Below are 23,356 nucleotides of genomic sequence, written 5' to 3'. Positions count from 1 at the left end.
CGATATACCGCAGTGCGTAGGATCGCAGCCATGCGCGTACTGATCGTCGAGGACGAGCCCTACCTCGCCGAGGCGGTACGCGATGGCCTGCGCCTGGAGGCGATCGCGGCCGACATCGCAGGAGACGGCGACACCGCACTGGAGCTTCTGCACATCAACTCCTACGACATCGCCGTGCTCGACCGCGACGTGCCAGGCCCCTCCGGCGACGACATCGCCCGGTGGATCGTGACCTCGGGCAGCGGCATCCCGATCCTGATGCTCACCGCCGCCGACCGCCTCGACGACAAGGCGACCGGGTTCGAGATCGGGGCGGACGACTACCTGACCAAGCCCTTCGAGCTGCGGGAGCTGGTGCTGCGCCTGCGCGCGCTCGATCGCCGCAGGCAGCGCAGCCGACCGCCCGTGCTGGAGATGGCGGGGCTCCGCCTCGACCCGTTCCGCCGCGAGGTGTACCGCGAGGACCGCTACGTGGCCCTGACCCGCAAGCAGTTCGCCGTGCTGGAGGTGCTCGTCGATGCCGAGGGCGGGGTGGTCAGCGCCGAGGAGCTGCTCGAGCGTGCGTGGGACGAGAACGCCGATCCGTTCACGAACGCCGTGCGCATCACGGTGTCGTCGCTGCGCAAACGACTCGGCGAGCCGTGGCTGATCCTCACCGTGCCCGGTGTCGGATATCGGATCGGGGCGGATGCGGATGCGTAGGCGCCGGGGGATGAGCGCCCGCCTCAAGCTCACGCTCAGCTATGCGGGTATCGTCGTGGTCTCCGGCATCCTGCTGATGGCGGCCGTCGCGTTCTTCCTGTTGCGGTATGTACCCGACTCCGTCGACTTCTATCCCAACCGGGGCGACCTGAGCAAGGTTTTCGTGCCCGTCGCCTCGGCGGTCATGGTGGTTCTGCTGGCACTCGGCCTCGGCGGCGGGTGGCTGCTCGCCGGACGGATGCTGGCACCGCTCGAGCGCATCGGCGACGCGGCCCGACTCGCCGCGCAGGGCTCGCTCTCGCACCGGATCGCACTCCCCGGAGCGGGGGACGAGTTCCGCGACCTGGCCGATGTGTTCGACTCGATGCTCGAGCAGCTCGAGGCTCATGTGTCCGAGCAGCAGCGGTTCGCCGCGAACGCCTCGCATGAGCTGCGCACACCGCTCGCGATCTCGCAGACTCTGCTCGAAGTCGCCCGCGACGACCCCGATCGCGATGTCGATGCGCTGATCCGGCGCCTGCAGGAGGTCAACACCCGTGCGATCGACCTGACCGAAGCGCTGCTGCTGCTCAGTCGCGCAGACCAGCGGGCGTTCCCGCGGGAGATCGTCGACCTCTCCCTCCTCGCCGAAGGAGCGGTGGAGGCGCTGGTGCCGCTCGCCGACCGTCGCGGCGTCGCGGTGGAGGTGGGCGGTGCCGCCGCACCGGTGCTCGGGTCATCGGCACTCCTGCCGCAGCTGATCACCAATCTCGTGCTCAATGCGATCGTGCACAACCTGTCATCCGGGGGATCCGTCGCCGTGCGCACGCATGCGATGCCGAACGCGGTCGCGCTGGTCGTCGAGAACACCGGTGAGCCGCTGCCGGCGCATCGCGTGGCGACCCTCGTCGAGCCGTTCCAGCGCGGCGCCGAGCGCACCCGCGGCGACGACCATGCCGGGGCGGGGCTCGGCCTCGCGATCGTCGACCGCATCACCCGGGCCCACGGCGGCGCCCTCGTGCTGACTCCGCGCGCCGAGGGCGGTCTGATCGTGACGGTGTGGCTGCCGCACCCGTACCCGGCGACGTTCCCCGCCTGATCCGTCGCGGCCGTCATCCGCTTGCGAATCGCGCACGTGGTCCCGTTCTGCGCCCGGAAGGGACCTCGTGCGCGATGCGAGGGAACCTCGGCTCAGGCCACCCGAGGGTCACGCGTCGCGGCGAGCTCGCGGCCGTAGATGCGGGCCTCGGCCTCGGCGTTCTCCTTCAGTTCACGGGCGGTGTCGGCGAAGGCGTCGAGTGCCGGGTTCACGCCGACGAGCGTGAACGGACGCTGCACGACGCGCAGGTCGAGGCCCCAGACGTCTTCGAGCACGCGGCGCAGCCAGCCCGTCGAATGGTCCCAGCCCTCCTTGGGCGAGCCGGGCGCGTAGTTGCCGCCGAGCACCGTCACCAGCGTCGCGGGCTTGCCGTTCAGTGCGGTGCCGGTCGGGTCGATGCGCCCGTCGGTGTACGCCAGGTCGAACCAGGTCTTGAAGTGCTGCGAGACGCCGTAGTTGTACAGGGGCACCGCGAACAGCAGCGCGTCGGCGCCGATCAGCTCGTCGGCGAATCGCGTGGCGAGAGCTCGGGCGTCGTTCTGGGCGGGGGTGCGCTGTGCTTCGTCGATGAAACCGCCGGTCACGGCATCCGCCCAGACGGTCGCGGGCACCGGGTCACTCGCCAGGTCGCGGCGGGTGACGGTCGAGTCGGGGTGGGACGCGGTCCACTCGGCCTCGACGAGGTCGGCGAGCGCACGGCTGGCGGACGACGCGGGAAGGATGCTGGCATCCAGGCGGAACAGGGACATAGGCCTACCTCTCGTTTTCACAGTCGCTAGGTTTTTCTTAGCGGCATCGGTTAACGTAGCACGGGTAGGATGGGGCCATGACCGAGGTCGACGAAGTGCGGCAGGTGTGCGATGCCGCCGTCACACTGGCCTTCAGCGTGCTCGGAAAACGATGGAACGGCATGATCGTGTCGTCACTCGGCGGGGGTCCCTCGACCTTCGTCGCATTGCGCCGCGCGGTCGCGGGCATCAGTGACACCGTGCTCTCCGACCGACTGGCCGAGCTCGCCGATGCCGGACTCGTCGTCCGCACGGTCGACGCCGGCCCTCCGATCACCGTGTCCTACGCGCTCACACCCAGCGGCGAGGGGCTCCTGCCGATCCTCGACCAGCTCGGCCGCTGGGCCTCGGCGAACCTCGGCGAACGCGCGCGCTGACGCCGCCCGCGCTCACCAGGGGCTGGGTTCGTAATCCTTCAGGAAGACGCCGTGGATGTCTTCGCCGGCCTCGCCGCGCACGATCGGGTCGTACACGCGGGCGGCGCCGTCGACCAGGTCGAGCGGGGCGTGGAAGCCCTCCTCCGCGAGGCGCACCTTCGTGTAGTGCGGGCGCTCGTCGGTGATCCATCCGGTGTCGACGGCGGTCATCAGGATGCCGTCGGTCTCGAGCATCTCGCCGGCGCTGGTGCGCGTGAGCATGTTGAGCGCGGCCTTGGCCATGTTCGTGTGCGGGTGCCCCGGCCCCTTGTAGCGGCGCGAGAACTGCCCCTCCATCGCCGACACGTTCACGACGTACTTGCGTGGAGAATCGGATGCCGCCATCGAGGCGCGCAGGCGGCTGATCAGCAGGAACGGTGCGGTCGTGTTGGCGAGCTGCACCTCGAGCATCTCGAGCGGGTCGACCTGCTCGATCGACTGCACCCAGCTGTTCACCCGGTTCACGTCGGGCACGAGCCCACCGGCGTCGATCGCGGTGCCGTCGGCATGCTTCTCGAGCGACGACGACCCCGGCGCCATCGCGAGACGTGCCAGATCTTCGGCCGTGAGCGCCTGCCCGCCCTGCTCGGCGACGGTGCCGCCGAGGGCCGCGACCGACAGCAGCGGATGCGCGTCGACCGATGCCTGCAGCGCCTGCGGGTGCGGATCGGCGGTGTGACCGAACGTCTCCATCTCGGGCAGCGGTCCGTCGGGCAGCGGCTGCAGCTCGGCATCCGCGAGCAGCGAATAGGCGCCGGGCGAGCGCCGCACGGTCTGCGCGGCGTTGTTGATGAGGATGTCGAGCGGCCCCTGCGCCGCGACCGAGTCGGCGAGGCCGATCACCTGGGCGGGGTCGCGCAGGTCGATGCCGACCACGCGGAGGCGGTGCAGCCAGTCGGCCGAGTCGGGCAGGGCCGAGAAGCGACGCACGGCGTCGCGCGGGAAGCGGGTGGTGATGGTGGTGTGCGCACCGTCGCGCAGCAGCCGCAGCGCGATGTGCATGCCGATCTTCGCGCGGCCGCCCGTGAGCAGGGCGCGCTTGCCGGTGAGGTCGGTGCGGGCGTTGCGCTTGCCGTGGCTGAAGCGGGCGCAGTCCGGGCAGAGCTGGTGGTAGAACGCGTCGACCTGCGTGTACGGCTGCTTGCAGATGTAGCAGTTGCGGGGCTTGAGCAGCTCCCCCGCGATGGGGGCGTCCACCACGCTGGTGGCGAGGTCGTTGCCGCGGGTCTCGTCGTCGATGCGGTCGGGTGCTCCGGTGGCGGTGCGGGCGACCACGGCCTTGTCGGCCTCGGCGATCGCGTCGCGGATCTCCTTGCGGCGCACGCGCTTGACGGCCTTGAACATCGCCGCGGTCGCGTGCCGCACGGCGACGAAGTCCGGGTGCTCGTTGTCGATCTTGTGCAGCTCGGCCAGCACGCGCAGTGTCGTGGCGAGATCGTCGGGGTCGACGCCCGGTCCGAGGTCGGGTGCAGAGTCGGAGGGGGCGTCGGTCATTGTGCCGATTTTACTCCAGTGCCCTGGGGGTACGCCCGACGTGCACGCGCCTCCCCGCCGCCGAGTGCACGGCTTGTCGCCGAGTGCACGACGTATCGACGCAGGGAAGCCGTGCACTCGGCAGATTCCCGTGCACTCGACGGCGACCGAACGCGGACGCCTGAACCTCGACCTTGATATGCAAGCATGGGCTTGCCTATCATGGAAGCCATGGCCGATCTGTTCCGTGCACTCGACGACGAGACGAGGCGCCTCATCCTCGACGAGCTGTCGGTTCGCGACGAGCAGACGCTCTTCGAGATCTGCACGACGTTGACGATGCGGCACGGCCTCACTCTGACCCGTCAGGCGGTCTCGCAGCACCTCACGGTGCTCGAATCCGCCGGGCTGATCTCCACGGAGCGGCGTGGCCGTTCCAAATTCCACTACTTCCACCCCGAGCCCCTCGCCCGCATCGCCGAGCGGTGGCCGAACACACGGAGCACCCCATGAGAATCGAACTGACCAGCATCTTCGTCGACGACCAGCGCAAAGCCCTGACCTTCTACACCGACGTGCTCGGCTTCACGAAGCACCACGACATCCCGCTCGGCGATGCCGCCTGGCTCACGGTGAAGTCGCCCGAGGCGCCGGAGGGGCCGGAACTCCTGCTCGAGCCCGCGGGCCACCCGGCGGTCAAGCCCTACCGCGACGCACTCGTCGAAGACGGCATCCCGCTCGCGCAGTTCACGGTCGACGACCTCGACGCCGAGCACACGCGCCTGAGCGGGCTCGGCGTCGTCTTCACGCAGCCGCCGACCGACATCGGCGACGCCTGGGTCGCTGTGCTCGACGACACCTGCGGCAACCTCATCCAGCTGATCCAGATGAAGAGCACCTGACCGCGGCTACGCGATGCCCCCGCCGTCCACGACGAGCGCCGACCCCGTGACGTACGAGGAGTCGTCGCTCGCCAGCCAGACCACGGCCTGAGCGACCTCGCTCGGCTCCCCCATCCGGCGCAGCGGACGGTCGGCGGCCTCCGCGAGGAAGGCGTTCGTGTCCTGCGCGAGCTGACGGGCCTCGTCACGCAGCATCCCGGTGTTCACATCTCCGGGGTTGACCGAGTTCACGCGGATACCGGCGGGGCCATGGTCGATCGCGAGTGCACGGGTCATGTTCACGACCGCGCCCTTCGACGCGCAGTACGAGATCGCCTGGCCGCCGCCTTTGAGGCCCCAGCCCGATCCGGTGTTGATGATCGAGCCGCCTCCGGCCGCCTCCATCACGGGGACGATGTGCTTGCACATCAGGAAGATCGAGCGCACGTTCACGCCGAAGACGCGGTCCCACTCCTCCACGGTCGTCTCGACGGCGGTGGTGCGGCGGATGATGCCGGCGTTGTTGAAGACGATGTTCACGCCGCCGAGCTCGGCGAGCGAGGTGGCGATGACCCGTTCGATGTCGGGTTCGCTCGCCACGTCGGCCGCGATCGCGATGGCCGTGCCGCCGGCGGTGCGGATCTCCTCCGCGACGGCGTCGGCCGCATCCGCATTCAGATCGACGACGGCGACCGCCGCGCCCTCCGCGGCGAGCGCGAGTGACGTGGCACGACCGATCCCGCCGGCGCCGCCGGTGACGATGGCCTTCTTGTTCTCGAGACGCATGGGGTGTCCTTTCGGGTTCGTTCAGAGGGGGAGTCAGATGGTGGTCAGTTCGGGGGCGCTCACGGCATAGAGGCTGGTGATGCCGACGCCGGTGACGATGCGGACATGGCCGGCGAGTCTCTCATCCAGTTGCGCGTCGCCGGTGTCGACGAGGAGGGGACGGCCGTGCAGGTCGATGAGCTTCTGCTCGGGCGCGACCACGAGGAGCGGGTCGTCGCCGAGGGCCCACAGGACGGATGCCGAGAGCTGCTGGTTGCCGCGCCCGAGCAGGAATCCCTGCCCGCCGATCACGGTGATGACGGCCTGCGCCGGGCCACGAGCGATCTCGGCGAGGAGTTCCTGCTCGCTCGCGCCGCGGATGATGACGCTGCCGTCGAGGACGACATCCACGCCGAGCGGGGATCCTCCGATGCCCAGTTGGCGGGCGATCTCGGCGGTCGTGCCGCCCGGCCCGAGCAGATACCGGACGCTCGGCAGCATGCGGGCGACGGCACCACAGGCCGCGGCTTCGACGGCCGCAGCCTCGGTCGCGGGTGTCGGGGCCTTGCGCGCCTGGGTGCGACCGGCACGATAGGGCACCCGGAGCATGCCGTACAGCGTCGGGTCGACGCGGGCGCGGCGCATCGCGGCCTCGTCGATGTCGAGCACCTCGCGCTCCTCGGTCGGCAGTCCGCCGTGATCGATCCAGTCCGCGGCGATGGCTCCGGCTGCACGCGGGCTGACCGCGAACACGGGCGAGTACATCTTCACTCCGGCCGGGACTCCGAGCACCGCCGGTATCCCCGCCGCCGGATCCTCTTCGTGCAGGAGCACCTGTCGGGAGGTTCCCTCCGCAGCCACGGAATCCCCGCCATTTCCTCCGACATCCGTCGCGCCGCCCGACGGATGCTCCGCCGTCCCGAGCCCCGCGACAGCATCCCGCAATGTCCCGTCCCCGCCGACCACGAGGATCAGCTCGACCCCGGACGCCGCGAGCGCCGCCACCGCACGCGACGTGTCCACAGCACCCGTCGCCCCCGCCTGCTCCCCCGCCCGCGCCCGCTCATCCCCGCTGAGTGCACCGGTTATCGCTGAGTGCACGGGATCTCGACGTGAAGAGGCGGTGCACTCGGCGGCAAGCCGTGCACTCGGCAACCCCGCACCCACCACACGCGGCCCCGGCCACACCACGCGCGGCACCAGCCCCGCAGCGCGCACGGCATCGGCGCCCATCGCACCGGCGGCAGTCGCCACCACGAGCCCGGGATGCCGCTGGGCGAGCGCCGTCAGGGCGAGGGCCGCCCGCTCCTGCACGCGCGAACGGGCGCCGCGCGCGCGGGCGAGACGCTGCACGTCCGCACCGTCGGAGCCGGCGAGGCCCGCGGGCCCGCCGACACCGGCGACAGGGTTGACGACGAGTCCGATCACGACGCGACGGACTCCGCGGGGAAGCGGCGCACGGAGCCCACCGAAGGGTACTTCCGCTGATACGCGCGCCACGTGATCGCCCACCGGTCCGGGTCGTCCAGATCGTTGTGGTGCGTGTGGTGCACGGTCTGGTTGTGCGGGGCGGTGCGCACCACCTCGGGCGACTCCCGTGCCTCGCGCGCCACTTCGGCGAGGGTCGCCACGTACTCGTCGAGCTCGGCCATCGAGTACGACTCGGTCGGCTCGAGCGTGAACGGCTGCGGCACCACGTAGGGGTGGTGACTGGTCCAGTAGTGCATGCCGAAGTCGGTCATGCGCACGCCGATCTCCTCCGACGAGATGCCGGTCTCCTGGTACAGCTCCTCCCACGAGTAGCGCACCTGCTCGATGCGGCGACGCCCGGTGGCGTACGGCGCCGAAGCTCCGGGAATCGCCAGGACACGCGCCATCAGATAGTTGTTGTTCAGCACGGCGGTCTCGGCGGCGGCGAGCAGCCCCTCGGCCCCGAGCGCCATGATCCACGAGTAGGCCTTCACGAGCGCGGGGATGACGCCGAAGAACGGGCCGACCGCCCCGATCGACAACTCCCCACCCTCGGCCACCGCGAAGGTCCCATCGTCGTCGCGCACCACCCGCGGTCCCGGCAGGAACGGTGCCAGCGCCGCGCTCACGGCGTTCGCGCCCGAACCCGGTCCGCCGCTGCCGTGCGGGGTGCCGAAGGTCTTGTGCAGGTTGAAGTGGCACACGTCGAAGCCGGCGTCGCGGGCGCGCGTGACGCCGAGGATGCCGTTCGCGTTGGCCTGGTCGTACGAGGCGAGAGCACCCACCGCGTGCGCGGCATCCACCCACTCCCGGATCGCCGGGTTGTAGATGCCGGTGTCCTCGGGGTTGGTGACCATGATCGCCGCGGTGCGGGGCGACAGCGCGGCCTTCAGCGCGTCGAGTGACGGGTAGCCCTCGACGTCGGGGTAGACCGTGATGATCTCGTACCCCGCGGCCTTCGCGGCGGCCGCGTTCGAGGGGTGGCTGAAGATCGTGGTGATGACCTCGCGGCGCTGCTCACCCTCGCCGTTGGCCTCGTGGAAGGCGCGGATCATGGCGACGTTCGACCAGATCGCCGCCGATCCGCCCTGCGTGTGCAGCGAGACCTCGTCCATGCCGGAGATCTCGGCGAGCATCCGCTCGAGCTGCCAGACGACCTCGAGCACGCCCTGCGCATCGGCCGGATCCTGGTGCGGGTGCATCGCGGTGAGCTGCGGGGTGTTCGCGAGCTGGTCGTTGATCTTCGGCGCGTACTTCATGGTGCAGGTGCCCTGGCCGATGTCGACGTTGAAGTCGGCGCCGAGGTTCTCCTGCGACAGGCGCAGGTAGTGCTTGAGCACGCGCATCTGCCCCATCTCGGGCAGCTTCGGCTTCGCGGCACGACGCAGGGAGGCGGGCAGCGCGGCGACCACGTCGCCCACCGCTTCGCGCACCCCGGGCTCGACCTGCGAGACCAGCACGCCGCGTTCGCCGGGCGTGGTCAGCTCGAAGATGATCGGCTCGTCCCAGCGAGCCTGCTGGAAGCGGCGCAGCGCCGGCTTCGGGGCGACGGGGAGACTCACTTCGTCTCCTCCTTGCAGTCGTCGCTCAGTACGTCGCATCGGTTCTGCTCCTTCGTGCTGAGATCGGATGCCGTGACCTCGGCGAGCGCGCCCGCCAGGGTGTCGATGTCGGCCTGAGAGGTGAGTTCGGTGACGCAGACGAGCAGGCGGTGCTCTCCGACGACGACGCCGGGTTCGATGCCCTGGGCGCGGAGCGCCGTGACGACCGCGTCGGCCGTGACGTCGGCGAAGGTCACCGTGAACTCGCGCAGGTGCACGGCGTCGTCGTCGAGCGCGATGCCGGGCACCGCGGCGAGCGTCTGCTGGGCATACCGGGTGCGGGCGAGAAGCACGTCACCGAGCTCGGCCATGCCGGCGGGTCCCATCAGCGCGAGGTAGACCCCGGCGGCGATGCCCCAGAGGGCCGCGGCCGTGCCGACCCATTCCTTCCCCTCCTCGCGGTGCGCGAACGAGGTGCGGTCGTACGCCACGTCGCCGAAGCCGTACTCGCCGGGCACGTCGGTGGTCGCGAGTCCGAAGAGCCGGGACGGCATCTCCATCACGAAAGCGGGGTCGTCATGCACGGCGATGAAGCCGCCGTGGGCGCCGCCGAACCACTGGTGCAGGCCGAGGGACTGGATGTCGCCGGTGACGATGTCGGCTCCCGAGACCGAGGGCGGGGTGAGGATGCCGTAGCCGATGGGGTCGGTGCCGACCACGAGCACGGCACCTGCCGCGTGTGCGGCATCCGCGATCTCCTGCAGCGCCGCTTCGACCGCGCCGGTGGCGCTGGGCGTCTCGACCCAGACCGCGGCCACGTCGCCGGCCAGTGCCGCGCGAACGGCGGTCACGTCGGCCGTGCCGCCGACGGTCGGCAGGAGCTCGAGCGTCAGGTGCGCGCGGACGTAGTCGTGCACCTTCGCGAGCTTCGCCGGAAGCACGTCGCTGACGACCAGCACGCGACCGCGACCGGTGAGCCGCCCCGCCATCGCGAGGCCGGTCGCCGTCGCCTGGTAGCCGTCGTACGTCGGCACGTTCACGACGTCCATCTCGAGCAGCTCGGCCATCAGCGACTGGTACTGGAACAGCGCCTGGAAGCGGCCGTGGTCCTCGTAGGGTTCGCCGGCATAGGCGGTCAGGAACTCGCTACGGCCGATGACCTCGTCGACGACCGCGGGCACATAGTGGTTGTAGGTACCCGCGCCGAGGAAGCTCAGCCGCTCCTCGGTCGAGCGGTTCTTGGCGAGCAGCCCGCGCACATGACGGGCGAGATCCTGCTCCGCGAGGAACGGCGCGGGCAGGTCGAGCGGCCGGCCGAGCCGAAGCGATTCCGGGATGTCGGCGTAGAACTCGTCGACCGACGCGGCACCGACGGCCGCGAGCATCGCCGCTCGCGACTCCGGGGCGGTGTTGGGGATGTACGGATGCACGAACGGGGCGGTCATGCGTCCTCCTTCTCATCGTTGTCACGCGCAGACGCGATCAGGGTGGCAAAGGGGATGGACTCGGCGCGGGGCGCGGCGAGCACGGCGACGCCGTAGCGGTCGAGCTCCAGTCGGCCCGCATGACCGATGCCGGTGAGCAGGTCGACGGCCGGGGACGGGATCTCGAACGCGACGGGCGTGCGCCCGTGGTTCAGGTAGAACGTGTAGTCGGTGGTGTCGTCGGCGCGGGTGACGACCTCCACCTCGACGTCGGTGTGTTCGCGTGCGGGGACGCCGGCGGCGCGCAGCACGTCGCGGAAGATCGGCAGCAGGCCCGCCGGGTCGACCATCGCGCTGACATACCAGGCCGAGCCGCCGCCCGCCGTGCGACGCGTCACCGCGGGCAGTCCGTCGAGCTCGCCGCCGGCATAGGTCCCGCGCACGTCGACGTCGTCGTCGGCTTCGAGCCATTCGCTCCACGAGGGCACGGTCAGGGTCTCGCCGGCGTAGTCGATGCGCGCGGTGAGACCGTCGGCGATCGGCCACTGCTCGTCGACCTCGATGCCGAGCAGGTCGCGCAGCAGTCCGGGCGCTCCGCCGTCGTGCACCTTCTCTGTGGCATCCACCACTCCCGAGAACGGTCCGACGACGAGGTGCCCTCCGCGCTCCACGAAGGCACGCAGCGCCTCGGCCTGCGGCTGCTCCACGATGTAGAGGTTCGGCACCACGACCACGTCGTACGCGTCGAAGGGGCCGGTGGCGCGAGCGGTATCCACCGGCTGGCCGAGCGTGTAGAGCGCTCGATGCCAGGCGCGCGCCTGCTGCGCCCACTGCAGCCTCTGCGAGGGCAGCGACTCGACGGCGCTGGTGCCCCACCACGAGTCCCAGTCCACGACCAGCGCGACTCGTGAGCGCACGCGGGTGCCGCGCACCTGCTCGAGTTTCTTCAGCTCCCACCCCAGCGCCTTGGTCTCCTGGAAGCTTCGCGAGCGCTCTCCGCGGTGCCCGAGCATCGAGGAGTGGAACTTCTCCTGGCCGTACTTGGCCTGGCGCCACTGGAAGAACATCACCGCGTCGGAACCGTGCGCGACGGCCTGCAGACTCTCGATGCGGATCTTGCCCGGCGCCTTCGGCACGTTCACGTCACGCCAGCTGGTCGCACTCGCCGACGACTCCAGCAGCAGCCACGGCTGTCCGCCCTTGAGCGAGCGCATGAGCCCGTAGTTGAGGGCGGCGCCGACGTGCGACGTCGGATCCGCGGGCTCGGGGTAGGCGTCGTCGGTCACGACGTCTTCGACCGCCGCGAAGTCCCAGTAGTCCAGGTCGCGGAACATGCTCATGAAGTTCGTCGTCACCGCGATGTCGGGGGTGACCTCGCGCAGGACGTCGATCTCCACCTGGAAGAGCTCCAGCAGTGCGTCGGAGGAGAAGCGCTCGAAGTCGAGCAGTTTGGTGGGGTTGATGGGGCCCGGCGCCTTCTTCGGCGTCTCGATGTGCTCCCAGGAGGTGTAGCGCTGCCCCCACACGTTCACGCCCCAGGCTCCGTTGAGTCCGTCGAGGTCGCCGTAACGGTCCTGCAGCCAGCGTCGGAAGTGCCGGGCCGACTCGGGGCACCAGCAGCGCGACGTGTGGTCGCCGTACTCGTTCGAGATGTGCCACATCGCGAGCCCGGGATGCTCGCCGTAGCGCTCGGCCATCGCCCGGGTCATGCGGGCGACGTTCTCGCGCCAGATCGGCGACGAGGGGCAGTAGGTCTGCCGGGATCCGAATTCGAGCCGGTGTCCGTCGGCGTCCCACGGCGCCATCTCGGGGTGCGCGCGCAGCAGCCAGGACGGCGGGGTCGCGGTGGCGGTCGCGAGGTCGATCGCGATGCCCGCCTCCCACAGCAGGTCGATGATGCGGTCGAGCCATGCCCAGTCGTAGACGCCGGGTTCGGGCTCCAGCTGCGGCCAGCTGAAGATCGGCAGGCTCACCATGTTCACGCCGGCTTCGCGCATCAGGCGGATGTCTTCGTGCCAGGTCTCCTCCGACCACTGGTCGGGGTTGTAGTCGCCACCATAGGCGAGGGCATCGAGACGGACGCGTCGGATGGGCTGTTCGCCATCGGGTGCGGGCACGAAGTCTCCTCTCTGAGTCGTCACCGGCTGATCGCGGCGTTGCGCTGGTGCAAATCCGCGATCGGCTGTATTCTGTATACACACACTAGGACGTCGCCCGAGGCCCGTCAACCCATAGGCTGACGGGCAGGCGGCAGAAGAGGGGACGCATGGCGATCGAACGCAAGAACCTGCGCTCGCAGGTTCGGCAAGAGCTGCTGACCCGCATGCGAGCGGGACTCGTACAGCCCGGCGAGGGCATCAACGAGGTGCAGCTCGCCACCGAACTCGGGGTCAGCCGCACACCGCTGCGCGAAGCTCTGATCGCCCTCGAGTCCGAAGGGCAGATCGAGAGCGAGAACGGCAAGGGCTTCCGGTTCGTCCCGCTCAGCGCCTCGGAGTTCCGCGATCTCGCGCCGGTCATGGCCGCCCTCGAGAGCCTCGCGCTCGAGCTGAGCCCTCCCGAGGAGCTGCGCCGCATCGGTGGCCAGCTCAAGGAGATGGCCGACGCGTTCGCCGACGAGCTCGTGGAGCATCAGCTCGTCATCACGAAGGACGACGAGTGGCACAGCGTGATGCTGTCGGCCTGCCCGAACGCCCGACTCCTGGCCGTGATCGACAGCGTACGCAGCTCGTTCCACCGTTACGAGTCGCTGCTCGTCCCCGAAGACGTCAAGGTCGAGCGCGTCGCCGCCGAGCACGCCGAGATCGCCCGACACCTCGCCGCCGGCGACATCCCGGCCGCCGTCGAGGCCCTCAAGCTCAACTGGATGCACGGCATGCAGCGCATCCTCGACAACGCGACGAGCTCCTACTTCACCGAGTAGTGCCCGGCGAGCTCGGGCAGGGCTAGACACTCCTTCCTCGCCGTTTCACCAGTGCTTGCTCGCCGTTTCACCAGTGCTTGCTCGCCGTTTCACCAGTGCTTGCTCGCCGTTTCACCACCCCTAGCTCGCCGTTCCACCAGGAGCCTTCGCGCTTTCTCGCCGCCGTCAGGCATCGCGGACCGAATCTGTCCGCATGACCCGGAAGGGTGAGAGTCACCACGAAGAAGGGACTCCTCATGACAATCCTGGTCAGCGGCGCGACGGGCACGGTCGGACGCCACATCGTCAGCCAACTGGTGGAACGCGGCGAGAGCGTGCGCGCCCTCTCCCGCGATCCTCAGCGCGCGAACCTCCCCGCGGGCGTCGATGTCGTCCGCGGCGACCTCACCGACGTCGAGGCGTTCGGTCGGGCGGTCGACGGCTGCAGCGGCGTGCACTTCATCACGTTCAACGGCGAATTCGGCGAGACCCTCACCAACGGTGTCGAGCTCGTCGCCGCGACGCAGGCCGCAGGGGTGCGGCGCGTGAGCGTGCTCGGCGGATGGGACGAGAGCACCCTCGAACCGGCACTGCGGGACGGTGGCCTCGATTGGGCTCTGCTGGCACCGGTCGAATTCATGTCGAACGCACGGGAGTGGGCTCCGGAGATCGTGTCCGACCGTCGCGTGCGCACGCTGGCGGATTGGCCGAGCGCGATGGTCCACGAGGCCGATATCGCGGCGGTCGCCGTGGAGGTGCTGCTCGGCGCCCCCGCGGACGGTCGGACGTACTATCTGACCGGGCCGGAGGCGCTCACCCCGGCCGAGCGCACGACGCGCATCGCCGAGGCCCTCGGCGAACAGGTCACGTGGATCCGGCTCACCGAAGACGAGGAGCGGGATCGACTGCGCGCCTTCGGGTACGACGAGGGATACGTCGAGTTCGGCGTCGAGCTCGCGAAGAACCCTCCCGCGATCGGCCAGGCGGTGCAGGACACGGTGACGCGCCTCACGGGTCGACCCGGCCGCACGTTCGCCCAGTGGGCGCGTGAGAACGTCGAGCTGTTCCGCGCCTGACGATCCCGGATGCACGAGTGACGGGCCCCTCTCCGACGAGGGGCCCGTCACCGGGATCGGGAGGTCCCCCTAGTCGCGCATGCTCCCGGTCGAGGCACGGAGCTCGTCGACCGTGGCGACACGGAGGCTGCGTCCGCGCGTCTCCGGCCCCAGGAACGTCGCCACCGCGCCGATGATGCAGGCCCCGATGATGAAGACCGCGACCAGCCAGGACGATCCGCCGGCCGCCGCCACGAGCGCCACCGCGATCAGCGGTGTGAATCCACCGGAGATGGCACCGGCGACCTCGCGGCTGAACGCGAGACCCGTGAAGCGTGCGCGACTCGTGAACAGCTCCGAGAAGTAGGCGCCCTGAGGCCCGAACATCGCGCCGACCCCGAGGCTCAGGCTCGCCGTCACCGCGACGGCGACCGCGAACGGCGTCTGCAGGCCGTCGATGATGAGGAAGTACGGGTAGGCGAACACCGCCGAGAAGATGATGCCGGCGAGCACGACGGGCTTCCGCCCGATGCGATCCGAGAGCGCGCCGAACAGGGGCAGTGTCACCATCGTGACCGCGGTCCCGATGGTGACCGCGATCGGCCCCACACTGTTGGCCAGCATCAGCGTGCTCGTGAGGTAGGCGGCGATGAAGGTCAGGTTGATGTAGGCGATGACGTTCTGCGGCGTCTGGGTGCCGATGAGCACGAGCATGCCGCGCCATTCCTTCGTGAACACCTCGCGCAGCGGAGCCACCGGGGCCTCGTCCTGCTCGACGGCCTGCTGGAACGCGGGGGTCTCGGTCAGCCGCAGCCGGATGATCAGTGCGACGACGACGACGAGGATGCTGCCGGCGAACGGGATGCGCCACCCCCAGGCCAGGAAGTCCTCTTCGGGGAGCGAGGAGACGAGCGCGAAAGCACCGGAGGCGAGGAGGAGCCCGAGGTAGACACCGACGGCCGGCCATGCGCCCTGCAGGCCACGACGTCGGGGGTCGGCATGCTCGACGGAGAAGATCGCCGCGCCGCCGAACTCGGCGCCGGCGCCGATCCCCTGGACGAGGCGCAGGAGGATCAGGAGGACCGGCGCCCAGAGCCCGATCTGCGCATAGGTGGGGATGAACGCCATCAGCACGGTCGAGATGCCCATGATCATCAGCGTCAGCACGAGCACGTACTTGCGCCCGAAGTGATCGCCCAGGCGCCCGAAGATGAGCCCTCCGAGCGGGCGGATGATGTATCCGAGCCCGAACGCGGCGAAGGCCACCATGGTGCCCACCAGCGGGTCATCGTTCACGAAGATGATGCGGTTGAAGACCAGCGCCGCGGCCGTGCCGTAGAGGTAGAAGTCGTACCACTCGAGTGCGGAGCCGACGAGCGCGGCGGCGGCGACGCCGCGGGATCCGGTCTTCTTCTCGCCCGACGGCGTCGGCTGCTGCGCGGGTGTGCGGGTGGGGGATGACATCTTCGTCCTTTCGTGATGGCGAGCGCCATCTGCTCAACGATGAGCGGGGTGGGGTGATGCGGGTCGTGCGTTCAGGCGACGGTGCGATCGTCGAGCGCGTCGAGGTTCCAGTCGATGCCGAGTCCGGGGGTCATCGGCGCGAGGGCGTGCCCGTCCTCGATCCTGATCTCACTGTCGGTCACGGCGCGCAGTTGCGGGATGTGCTCGACGAAGCGACCGTTGGGGATCGCGGCGGCAAGGCTCACGTGCAGCTCCATGAGGAAGTGCGGGCTCACCTGCACGTTGAACGCCTCCGCGAGGTGGGCGACCTTGAGCCAGGGGGTGATGCCTCCGATCCGGGCGACATCGACCTGCACGATCCCTGCCGCACCCCGCTCCAGGTACTCGCGGAAGTGACCGAGCGAGTACATCGACTCGCCGACCGCGATCGGGATGCTGGTCGACTGGGCGAGGCGGACGTGGCCGGTCACGTCGTCGGCGGGAAGCGGCTCCTCGAACCAGCTGAGGTCGAACGGCTCGAACGCGTGCGCCCGGCGCACCGCCTCGGCCGAGGTCATGCTCTGGTTGGCGTCGACCATGATCTCGATGTTCGGACCGACGGCGTCGCGCACGGCGGCGATGCGACTCGCATCCTCGGCGATGCTCGGTTTCCCGACCTTGATCTTCACGCCCTTCCAGCCCCTGCTCGCCGATGCGCGCGCCTCTTCCACGAGCTCGTCGACGGACACGTGCAGCCACCCGCCTTCGGTGTCGTAGAGCGGCACGTCGCGACGGTTCCCGCCGGCGATCATCCACAGCGGCTGCGCGGCACGCTGCGCCCGGATGTCCCACAGAGCGGTGTCGACCGCGGCGAGGGCGAGGGCGGTGATGACGCCGACCGACGTGGCCCGCGTGGAGTCGTAGAGCCGCCGCCACAGGTGCTCGACGAGGCGCGAGTCCTCGCCGACGAGCACGGCCAGGAGGTGCTCGTTGAGCATCGAGAGCGTCGCGCGGCCTCCCGTGCCGATCGTGTAGGAGTAGCCCCGACCGGTGAGCCCGTCAGCGGTCTCGATCGTGACGACGATGGTCTCCTGCTTGAGGAAGGACTGCATGGCGTCGGTACGGACCTTCTCCACCTCGATGTCGACCAGGCGGGCGGTTGCGGCGGTGATGAGGGTCACGGTATCTCTTCCTCGAGGATGTCAAAATCAAATTCAATTTGATTCTGCGACCGTACGCGCTTCCCTGTTCGCCTGTCAAATGCCGGCCCCACCCGCATGATCGACGCGCGGCCTCCGCACTAGGATTGCGGGCATGGTGCGAGTGGACGACAGGCGGGATCCCGACGATCCCTCACTCGCCGAGAACGTCTACGAAGGACTCGTGTCCCTCATCCTCAGCAACGAGTTGCCCGCCGACGCCCGGGTCAACATCAATGCGCTCGGCAAGCGTCTCGACGTCTCACCGACACCCATCCGGGAAGCACTGACGCGACTCGAAGATGCCGGGCTGGTGCGCAAGACGCACCTCAAGGGCTATCGCACCACGCCGGTGCTCACCGCACGCGAGCTGGCCGACCTCTACGATCTCCGCCTGCTGCTGGAACCCGTGTCCGCACGCCGTGCCGCCGAACGCGCGACCGCTGCAGAGCGCGAAGCGCTGGCAGCCGAGCTGCACCGGTACGCGCATGCCCCCCGATCGGCCGATCTGACCGACTACGCCAGATTCAGCCAGCACGACGCGCTGCTGCACCAGCTGATCGCCCGGGCGTCGGGGAACATCGCGGTCGCCCGAGCGCTCGAGCGGACGCATTTCCATCTCCATGCGTTCCGACTGGCCTACGACGTCGAGACCGGGGAGGCCACGCTCGAGGAGCACGTGCGGATCGTCGAGACGATCCTCTCGGGCGACGGCGACGGTGCCGAAGCCGCCATGGCCCAGCATCTGCGCACAGCGCAGGAACGGCTGGCATCACGCACCCGCGGATAGCCGATCGCGGACCAACCGATATTTCACGGCCCTTCCGGGTGCATTTCCGTCGCATGCATGATGGACTCATGGTTTCGGGCACGGGCGCCCGCCCGCTTCACGGTCGGCCCGAAGCGAGGGATGGATCATGGACTCCGAGATCACCGCCCGACACTTCGAGGGGATCGAGTTCGTCGACACCCGCATCGACCACGATGAGACGGGCTTCGATGCGATCCCCCGCGCGATGGCGGCGGCGTACGGCACAACGGCCGGCGCATCGCTGCCCCTCGACCCGCAGCTCGGCGAACTCGTCCGGCTCCTCGTGGCCGTGAACAGCAGGTGCGCATACTGCACGATCCTCCATGCGCAGGAGGCACGGCGCCTCGGCATCCCTTCGGTGAAGGTCGACGTCATCTCGGCCTGGCGCGAATCGTCGCAGTTCGCCGAAACCGAGACGGCGGCCTTCGCGTACGCGGAGGCACTCTCCGGCCTGCGTCAGGGCGACATCCAGTCCGCGCACGACGAGCTTCGCCGGCACTTCGACGATGCCGCCATCGAGACGCTGACGATGGTGATCATCAACATGGACGTCTGGACCCGGCTGTTCCTCGCACGGGGGCACACGCCGCGGAGTACCGCCTGACACGCAGGATCCCATCCACCGACAGGAGGAACATCATGGCCGTGATATCCCGAGGTTTCGGTGCTCGCCGCAGGGAGAGCACCCCCGAACTCCCGCCAGGGCAGTACCTCACCGAAGACTTCCCCGTACTCTCGGCCGGGCCGACGCCGAACATCCACATGTCGGAGTGGAGCTTCGGCATCCGCAACGAGGTCGGCGAGGTCGTCTCCTGGACGTGGGATCAGCTGCACGAGCTGCCCATCGAAGACGTGCACACCGACATCCACTGCGTGACGCGATGGTCGAAGCTCGGCACCTCCTGGCGTGGGGTGTCTCTCGACACGCTCTTCGCGGGGGTCGACACCGCCGCCTCCTTCGCGATGGCGCACTCGTACGGCGGGTACACCACCAACGTCGCCCTCGACGATCTCCTCGGCGGGCAGTCGTGGATCGCGTTCGAGTTCGAGGGTGAACCGCTCGACCCGGAGCACGGCGGACCCGCGCGGCTGATCGTGCCGCACCTCTACTTCTGGAAGAGCGCGAAGTGGCTCAGGGCCCTCACGCTGATGGAGGAGGATGCTCCGGGGTTCTGGGAGCAGAACGGCTACAACATGCACGGCGATCCGTGGACGGAGGAACGCTATTGGTGACGGTGGGCGGCTGGCGTGAAGCGCGGGTGACGGGCGCACACGCCGAGACGGATTCGGCCCGCACGATCCGGCTCAGCGTGCCGGGCTGGCCGGGGAGCGACCCGGGACAGCACGTCGATGTGCGGCTCACCGCCGAAGACGGCTACCAGGCGGTCCGCTCCTACTCGCTCGCCTCCTTCGGGGACAGCGAGACGATCGAACTCGCGGTCGACGAGATCCCCGACGGCGAGGTCTCCCCCTATCTGGTGCGGGACGTCCGTGTCGGCGACGAGCTCGAGGTGAAAGGCCCCCTGGGGAGATTCTTCGTGTGGCGTCCGGAGATGCCCGGTCCCGTGCAGCTCATCGCCGGCGGTTCCGGCATCGTGCCCCTGATGTCGATGGTGCGGGCAGCTCAGTCCACCGGGGCGACCGACTCGGTGCGGCTGCTGTACTCGGTGCGCACCCCGCACGAGGCCCTCTACCGCAGCGAGCTCGATGCGGCACCCGCAGGTGCCGCAGCGGATGTGCGATGGGCGTTCACCCGTTCCGCTCCCGACGGATGGTCGGGGGCCGTCGGACGCGTCACCGAAGAGGTGCTCCGGGATGCGACCTGGCCGCCGGATCGCGCTCCCCTGGTCTTCGTGTGCGGGCCCACCGGGTTCGTCGAACATGTGGCCGACCTGCTGGTCGGTCTCGGACACGCGCCGGAACGTGTGCGCACCGAACGATTCGGAGGAAAGTGATGGATGCTGCCGCCCCCGCTCAGACCGTCGACGGAAACGCGATCGCGGGCATGCTCTGGGACCTCTTCGGCGCCGACGTCACCGCACTGGTCGGCACCTGCGGTGGATGCGGCTCGCTCGCGGCCTTCGCGGAGGCCGTCGTCGAGCTGGATCGCCACGCCGCGATCGTGCGGTGCCGCACCTGCACCCGCACCCTCTTCACCGTGCTGCAGTCCCCCGACGGCACGTCGATGCGCGTCGGACTGCTGCATGCGGTCCGCTCCTCCGGCTAGCCCCTGCCTTCTCCTCCCCTTCGCCTCGTCCTCCGCCCGTCACCCCTTCACCGCACCCCCGAGCAGCCCCGCGACGAACTGCTTCTGGAAGATCAGGAACAGCAGGAGCAGGGGCAGGGTCGCCAGCAGCGACCCCAGCATGAGGCCGGAGTAGTCCACGCGGCTCATCCCGATCATGGTGTTCAGCGCGACCGGCACCGTGTAGTTCGCCTCGGTGTTGAGCATGAGCAGCGGCCAGATGAACGCATTCCACTGACTGATGAACGTGTAGATCACGAGCGCCGCGATCTGCGGCTTCGCGACCGGCAGCACGATCCGATAGAACGTCCGCAGCTCGCCGGCTCCGTCGATCCTGGCCGCCTCGATCAGGCTCGGCGGGAAGTCGAGGAACCCCTGCCTCATGAGGAAGATCCCGAACGCGTTCGCCAGGAACGGCAGGATGACGGCCTGATAGGTGTCGATCCATCCCATGCCGGCCATGATCTGGAACAGCGGGACGAGCAGCACCTGCATGGGGATCATCATCGTGACGAGCACGAGGGCGAGCAGCAGACCCCGCCCACGGAACCGGTAGGTGGCGAGCCCGTAGCCGCACATGATGCTGACGATCGAGCTGAACACCGTGTAGATCACCGCGATCAGCAGACTGTTGAGCATCACGCGGCTGAAGCCGATGCTCTCCTCCAGGCGGGCGAGGTTCTCCCACAGCGCATCGCCGGGGAGCACCGGCAGCGGCGTGCCGAACAGTTCCGAACTCGGATGCGTCGATGCGATGACCATCCACAGGAACGGGATGATCGACACCACCGAGGCGACGATGAGCAGGAGATAGAGCGGAAGCCGCAGCATCCGCGAACGGGCACCGCGCTCGCCCGCCCCGAGGCTGCGCGTGTCTCTGCCGGAGGTGACCAGGGTGCGGGTGGCGAGATCTGTCATGGCTTCTCCCTCATGACCCGGAACTGCACGACGGCGATGATCGCGGTGATCAGCACCAGCATCCAGGCGATGGCGGATGCGTAGCCGAAGTCGAACTGCCGGAACCCGACCTTGTAGAGGTAGAGCACCGGGGTGAGCGTGGCGTCGTTGGGGCCGCCACCGGTGAGGATGAAGTTCTCGTCGAACAGCTGCAGCGCGCCGATCGTGGAGGTGATCCCCGTGAAGATCAGCACCGGTCGCAGCTGCGGCAGCACGACGCTCCAGAACGTCTGCCAGCGCCCGGCGCCGTCGACCTTGGCCGCCTCGTAGAGCTCGGGCGGGATGGACTGCAGGCCGGCGAGGATGATGACCATGTTGTAGCCGGTCCATCGCCAGGTCACCGCCGCGATCACGGAGACGCGCGCCCACCACTCGTTGTTCAGCCAGTCGATCGGGGCGATGCCGATCACGCCGATCATCTGGTTCACGGCGCCGCCGTCCGTGGCGAGCAGCACACGGAACACCACGGCGTACGCGACGAGCGTGGTGACCGCGGGGAGGAAGGTGAGCAGACGGAATCCCGACCGCCACCGCAGCCACGACTGGTTGAGCAGGTAGGCGAGACCCACCGCGAGAACCATCATCAGTGGCACCTGGACGACGAGGATGAGGCCCGCGTTGAACAGGCTCTTCGCGATCAGCGGGTCGGAGAACAGCCGCGCGTACTGCCCGACCCCGACGAAGCTCGTGACGCCGCCCTCGGTGCGGAACAGGCTCTGCCAGAGCGAGGCACCCAGCGGGTAGGCGAAGAAGAACAGGAGCAGGGCGGCGGCGGGCAGCACGAACCAGCGTCCGGCCCTGCCCGGGTCCAGCCGCCGTCGGCCGGACCCGGACGAGGTGGCGGAGGTCATGGCTGCGTCGCGACCTCTCGACCGGTCGACGTCGCGAGCTGCTTCGCGGCGTCGGCGAGCACGGTGGCCGGGTCGGCGCCGTTCAGCACGGCCGCGGACACGGCATTCGCGACGATGTCGGACGCCTCCGCGCTGTCGGACGTGTAGACGATCGGCGGGATCTGCCCCGTGAGCTCTGCGAAGGTCTCATAGACCGGCTGACCACCGAAGTACTCGACCGGCTTCGAGAAGTAGTCCGACTCCAGGGCGGGCAGGTAGGAGGGGAACAGGCCCTCGTTCGTCATCATCGACACCTGGTTCTCGGCATCCGCGAGCACGAAGTCGACGAAGGCCGCGGCGAGTTGCGGGTTCTTCGCCTGGGCAGGCACCGCGAGCCCGGAGCCGCCGTTGTTCGAGGTGCGGGCGCCACCCTCGTCGAACACGGGCAGCGGGAGCACCGCGTACTTCCCCGACAGTTCGGGAGCATCGCCCTGCAGCGTGCCGATCCACCAGACGGCATCGGCGGTCACGGCGGAGTCGCCGTCCTTCGCGGAGGTGACCCGGCCATCCCATCCCGTGACGTTCTTGATGAGGCCGGCCTGGTTCATCCCCTGCAGCATCGTGAGCACGCGCACGGCCTCCGGGGAGTCGAGCGTGATCTCACCCGCCTCGTTGAAGAGCCCCTGCCCCAGCTGCTGCAGCAGCATCTGGAAGCCGCCGCCCGCGGAGAGGTCGGTGGAGAGCAGCGTGTGGCCGGCCTTCTCCTTGATGACCGTGCCTGCCGCGATCAGGTCGTCCCAGGTCTCGACGGCCTCGATGTCGACCCCGGCCTGCTCGACGATATCCGTGCGGTAGTACAGCGCGACGGTGCCGGAGTCCCAGGGGGCGATGCGCAGCGAGCCGTCGGCATCCGACCCCGCCGACCATTTGAACGGATCGAAGTCGGCCTCGTCGTCGCCCAGGATCGGGTTCAGCTCGAGCATGCCCTGCGGGAACTGCGTGATGTAACCGGGCGCGGCATCCGTCTCGATCGTGACCATGTCGGGCAGCCCGGTGCCGGCCTGGAAGCCGACCGACATCTTGTCGTAGGCGTTGTCGTAGCCCACGTCGACGACGTTCACGCTCGTGCCCTCGTGCGCCTTCTCGAAGTCGGCGGCCAGACGCTCCAATGCCACGGCGCCGACATCCCACGACCAGACGGTGATGTCCCCGTCGAGTTTCGCATCCGGGTCCAGGACCACCGTGGAACCGCCGGTGGGCACACCTCCGGCAGCGCATCCGGCGAGCGCGATCCCGATCGCCGCGAGCGCCGCGATGCCTGTGATCTTCTTCTTCATGTCTGACTCCTTCGTCGTCCTGAATATTGAATACAGCTG

24 protein-coding genes are annotated in these 23,356 nt (G+C 69.1%); 12 read left to right on the top strand and 12 right to left on the bottom strand.

What is annotated here, in order from left to right; genetic code table 11:
• Window positions 1-30 precede the first annotated feature (30 nt).
• A complete protein-coding gene (locus tag CQ042_RS10610) occupies window positions 31-702 on the top strand; it encodes a response regulator transcription factor (RefSeq protein ID WP_105670444.1) in 672 nt (223 codons plus the stop codon).
• Window positions 703-712: 10 nt separating this feature from the next.
• The gene (locus CQ042_RS10605; RefSeq protein ID WP_105670443.1) at window positions 713-1,780 is read left to right on the top strand and encodes a HAMP domain-containing sensor histidine kinase; all 1,068 of its coding nucleotides are present in this window, start codon (window positions 713-715) and stop codon (window positions 1,778-1,780) included.
• 92 nt (window positions 1,781-1,872) lie between these two features.
• Here CQ042_RS10605 and CQ042_RS10600 read toward each other — a convergent pair whose 3' ends face one another.
• The gene (locus CQ042_RS10600; protein ID WP_105670442.1) at window positions 1,873-2,529 is read right to left on the bottom strand and encodes an FMN-dependent NADH-azoreductase; all 657 of its coding nucleotides are present in this window, start codon (window positions 2,527-2,529) and stop codon (window positions 1,873-1,875) included.
• 77 nt (window positions 2,530-2,606) lie between these two features.
• On the opposite strand from CQ042_RS10600, the gene CQ042_RS10595 reads away from it, so the two are divergent.
• Window positions 2,607-2,945, top strand: a complete 339-nt coding sequence (locus CQ042_RS10595) for a helix-turn-helix domain-containing protein (RefSeq protein WP_105670441.1) — start codon at window positions 2,607-2,609, stop codon at window positions 2,943-2,945.
• Window positions 2,946-2,957: 12 nt separating this feature from the next.
• Here the strand turns inward: CQ042_RS10595 and CQ042_RS10590 are convergent, their stop codons facing one another.
• Window positions 2,958-4,478 (bottom strand): SDR family NAD(P)-dependent oxidoreductase, encoded by a 1,521-nt coding sequence (locus CQ042_RS10590; RefSeq protein ID WP_105670440.1) that lies wholly within the window; start codon window positions 4,476-4,478, stop codon window positions 2,958-2,960.
• A 210-nt stretch (window positions 4,479-4,688) separates the two neighbouring features.
• Here CQ042_RS10590 and CQ042_RS10585 point away from each other — a divergent pair, with 210 nt between their 5' ends.
• Together CQ042_RS10585 and CQ042_RS10580 are read left to right on the top strand one after the other, a co-directional pair.
• Window positions 4,689-4,970, top strand: coding sequence for a helix-turn-helix transcriptional regulator (locus CQ042_RS10585; RefSeq protein WP_181157532.1), 282 nt, complete (start codon window positions 4,689-4,691; stop codon window positions 4,968-4,970).
• Window positions 4,967-5,359: a VOC family protein gene (locus CQ042_RS10580; protein ID WP_105670439.1), complete on the top strand. Its 393-nt coding sequence runs from the start codon at window positions 4,967-4,969 to the stop codon at window positions 5,357-5,359. Before CQ042_RS10585 ends, CQ042_RS10580 begins: the two co-directional genes overlap by 4 nt.
• A 6-nt stretch (window positions 5,360-5,365) precedes the next feature.
• Here the strand turns inward: CQ042_RS10580 and CQ042_RS10575 are convergent, their stop codons facing one another.
• Genes CQ042_RS10575 through CQ042_RS10555 form a run of 5 tightly spaced genes read right to left on the bottom strand, consistent with a single transcriptional unit; the run spans window position 5,366 to window position 12,655 of the window.
• On the bottom strand, window positions 5,366-6,124 hold the full coding sequence (locus CQ042_RS10575) for an SDR family NAD(P)-dependent oxidoreductase (RefSeq protein WP_105670438.1): 759 nt from the start codon (window positions 6,122-6,124) through the stop codon (window positions 5,366-5,368).
• Between the two features lie 33 nt (window positions 6,125-6,157).
• Window positions 6,158-7,531, bottom strand: a complete 1,374-nt coding sequence (locus tag CQ042_RS20450; protein ID WP_219844842.1) for an ATP-NAD kinase family protein — start codon at window positions 7,529-7,531, stop codon at window positions 6,158-6,160.
• Entirely contained in the window at window positions 7,528-9,135 is a 1,608-nt protein-coding gene (gene gcvPB / locus CQ042_RS10565; RefSeq protein ID WP_105670437.1) for an aminomethyl-transferring glycine dehydrogenase subunit GcvPB, read from the bottom strand. Before gcvPB ends, CQ042_RS20450 begins: the two co-directional genes overlap by 4 nt.
• The gene (gcvPA, locus tag CQ042_RS10560; RefSeq protein ID WP_105670436.1) at window positions 9,132-10,559 is read right to left on the bottom strand and encodes an aminomethyl-transferring glycine dehydrogenase subunit GcvPA; all 1,428 of its coding nucleotides are present in this window, start codon (window positions 10,557-10,559) and stop codon (window positions 9,132-9,134) included. Before gcvPA ends, gcvPB begins: the two co-directional genes overlap by 4 nt.
• Window positions 10,556-12,655 (bottom strand): beta-galactosidase, encoded by a 2,100-nt coding sequence (locus CQ042_RS10555; RefSeq protein ID WP_105670435.1) that lies wholly within the window; start codon window positions 12,653-12,655, stop codon window positions 10,556-10,558. The genes gcvPA and CQ042_RS10555 overlap by 4 nt, the downstream gene beginning before the upstream one ends.
• A gap of 149 nt (window positions 12,656-12,804) precedes the next feature.
• On the opposite strand from CQ042_RS10555, the gene CQ042_RS10550 reads away from it, so the two are divergent.
• Window positions 12,805-13,461 (top strand): GntR family transcriptional regulator, encoded by a 657-nt coding sequence (locus CQ042_RS10550; RefSeq protein ID WP_105670434.1) that lies wholly within the window; start codon window positions 12,805-12,807, stop codon window positions 13,459-13,461.
• A gap of 236 nt (window positions 13,462-13,697) precedes the next feature.
• Window positions 13,698-14,516 carry an NAD(P)H-binding protein gene (locus CQ042_RS10545; protein ID WP_105670483.1) on the top strand — a complete coding sequence of 273 codons (819 nt, stop codon included), beginning with the start codon at window positions 13,698-13,700 and terminating at the stop codon, window positions 14,514-14,516.
• A gap of 69 nt (window positions 14,517-14,585) precedes the next feature.
• Here the strand turns inward: CQ042_RS10545 and CQ042_RS10540 are convergent, their stop codons facing one another.
• Both CQ042_RS10540 and CQ042_RS10535 read right to left on the bottom strand, forming a co-directional pair.
• Complete coding sequence (locus CQ042_RS10540) at window positions 14,586-15,959, bottom strand: MFS transporter (RefSeq protein ID WP_105670433.1); 1,374 nt, start codon at window positions 15,957-15,959, stop codon at window positions 14,586-14,588.
• A gap of 71 nt (window positions 15,960-16,030) precedes the next feature.
• A complete protein-coding gene (locus CQ042_RS10535; protein WP_105670432.1) occupies window positions 16,031-17,119 on the bottom strand; it encodes a mandelate racemase/muconate lactonizing enzyme family protein in 1,089 nt (362 codons plus the stop codon).
• A 133-nt stretch (window positions 17,120-17,252) separates the two neighbouring features.
• Between CQ042_RS10535 and CQ042_RS10530 the strand changes: the two genes are divergently transcribed.
• From CQ042_RS10530 to CQ042_RS10510, 5 genes are all read left to right on the top strand, one after another.
• A complete protein-coding gene (locus CQ042_RS10530) occupies window positions 17,253-17,927 on the top strand; it encodes a GntR family transcriptional regulator (protein WP_105670431.1) in 675 nt (224 codons plus the stop codon).
• Between the two features lie 127 nt (window positions 17,928-18,054).
• The gene (locus CQ042_RS10525; RefSeq protein WP_105670430.1) at window positions 18,055-18,552 is read left to right on the top strand and encodes a carboxymuconolactone decarboxylase family protein; all 498 of its coding nucleotides are present in this window, start codon (window positions 18,055-18,057) and stop codon (window positions 18,550-18,552) included.
• Between the two features lie 35 nt (window positions 18,553-18,587).
• Window positions 18,588-19,181, top strand: coding sequence for a sulfite oxidase-like oxidoreductase (locus CQ042_RS10520; RefSeq protein WP_105670429.1), 594 nt, complete (start codon window positions 18,588-18,590; stop codon window positions 19,179-19,181).
• Window positions 19,182-19,207: 26 nt separating this feature from the next.
• Window positions 19,208-19,903 carry a ferredoxin reductase gene (locus CQ042_RS10515; protein ID WP_258132222.1) on the top strand — a complete coding sequence of 232 codons (696 nt, stop codon included), beginning with the start codon at window positions 19,208-19,210 and terminating at the stop codon, window positions 19,901-19,903.
• Window positions 19,903-20,175 carry a DUF6510 family protein gene (locus CQ042_RS10510; RefSeq protein WP_105670427.1) on the top strand — a complete coding sequence of 91 codons (273 nt, stop codon included), beginning with the start codon at window positions 19,903-19,905 and terminating at the stop codon, window positions 20,173-20,175. Before CQ042_RS10515 ends, CQ042_RS10510 begins: the two co-directional genes overlap by 1 nt.
• Window positions 20,176-20,214: 39 nt before the next feature.
• Here the strand turns inward: CQ042_RS10510 and CQ042_RS10505 are convergent, their stop codons facing one another.
• From CQ042_RS10505 to CQ042_RS10495, 3 genes are read right to left on the bottom strand one after another with little or no spacing between them, the layout of a single operon-like run.
• Window positions 20,215-21,111: a carbohydrate ABC transporter permease gene (locus tag CQ042_RS10505; protein ID WP_105670426.1), complete on the bottom strand. Its 897-nt coding sequence runs from the start codon at window positions 21,109-21,111 to the stop codon at window positions 20,215-20,217.
• Window positions 21,108-22,001: a carbohydrate ABC transporter permease gene (locus tag CQ042_RS10500; protein WP_105670425.1), complete on the bottom strand. Its 894-nt coding sequence runs from the start codon at window positions 21,999-22,001 to the stop codon at window positions 21,108-21,110. Before CQ042_RS10500 ends, CQ042_RS10505 begins: the two co-directional genes overlap by 4 nt.
• Window positions 21,998-23,317, bottom strand: a complete 1,320-nt coding sequence (locus CQ042_RS10495; protein WP_105670424.1) for an ABC transporter substrate-binding protein — start codon at window positions 23,315-23,317, stop codon at window positions 21,998-22,000. The genes CQ042_RS10500 and CQ042_RS10495 overlap by 4 nt, the downstream gene beginning before the upstream one ends.
• Window positions 23,318-23,356: the final 39 nt, after the last annotated feature.

This window comes from Microbacterium sp. MYb62 (genome assembly GCF_002979475.1).
GTDB lineage: Bacteria > Actinomycetota > Actinomycetes > Actinomycetales > Microbacteriaceae > Microbacterium.
The sequence above is the reverse complement of the archived record's forward strand: the minus strand, read 5'-3'. Positions and strand labels throughout refer to the sequence as shown.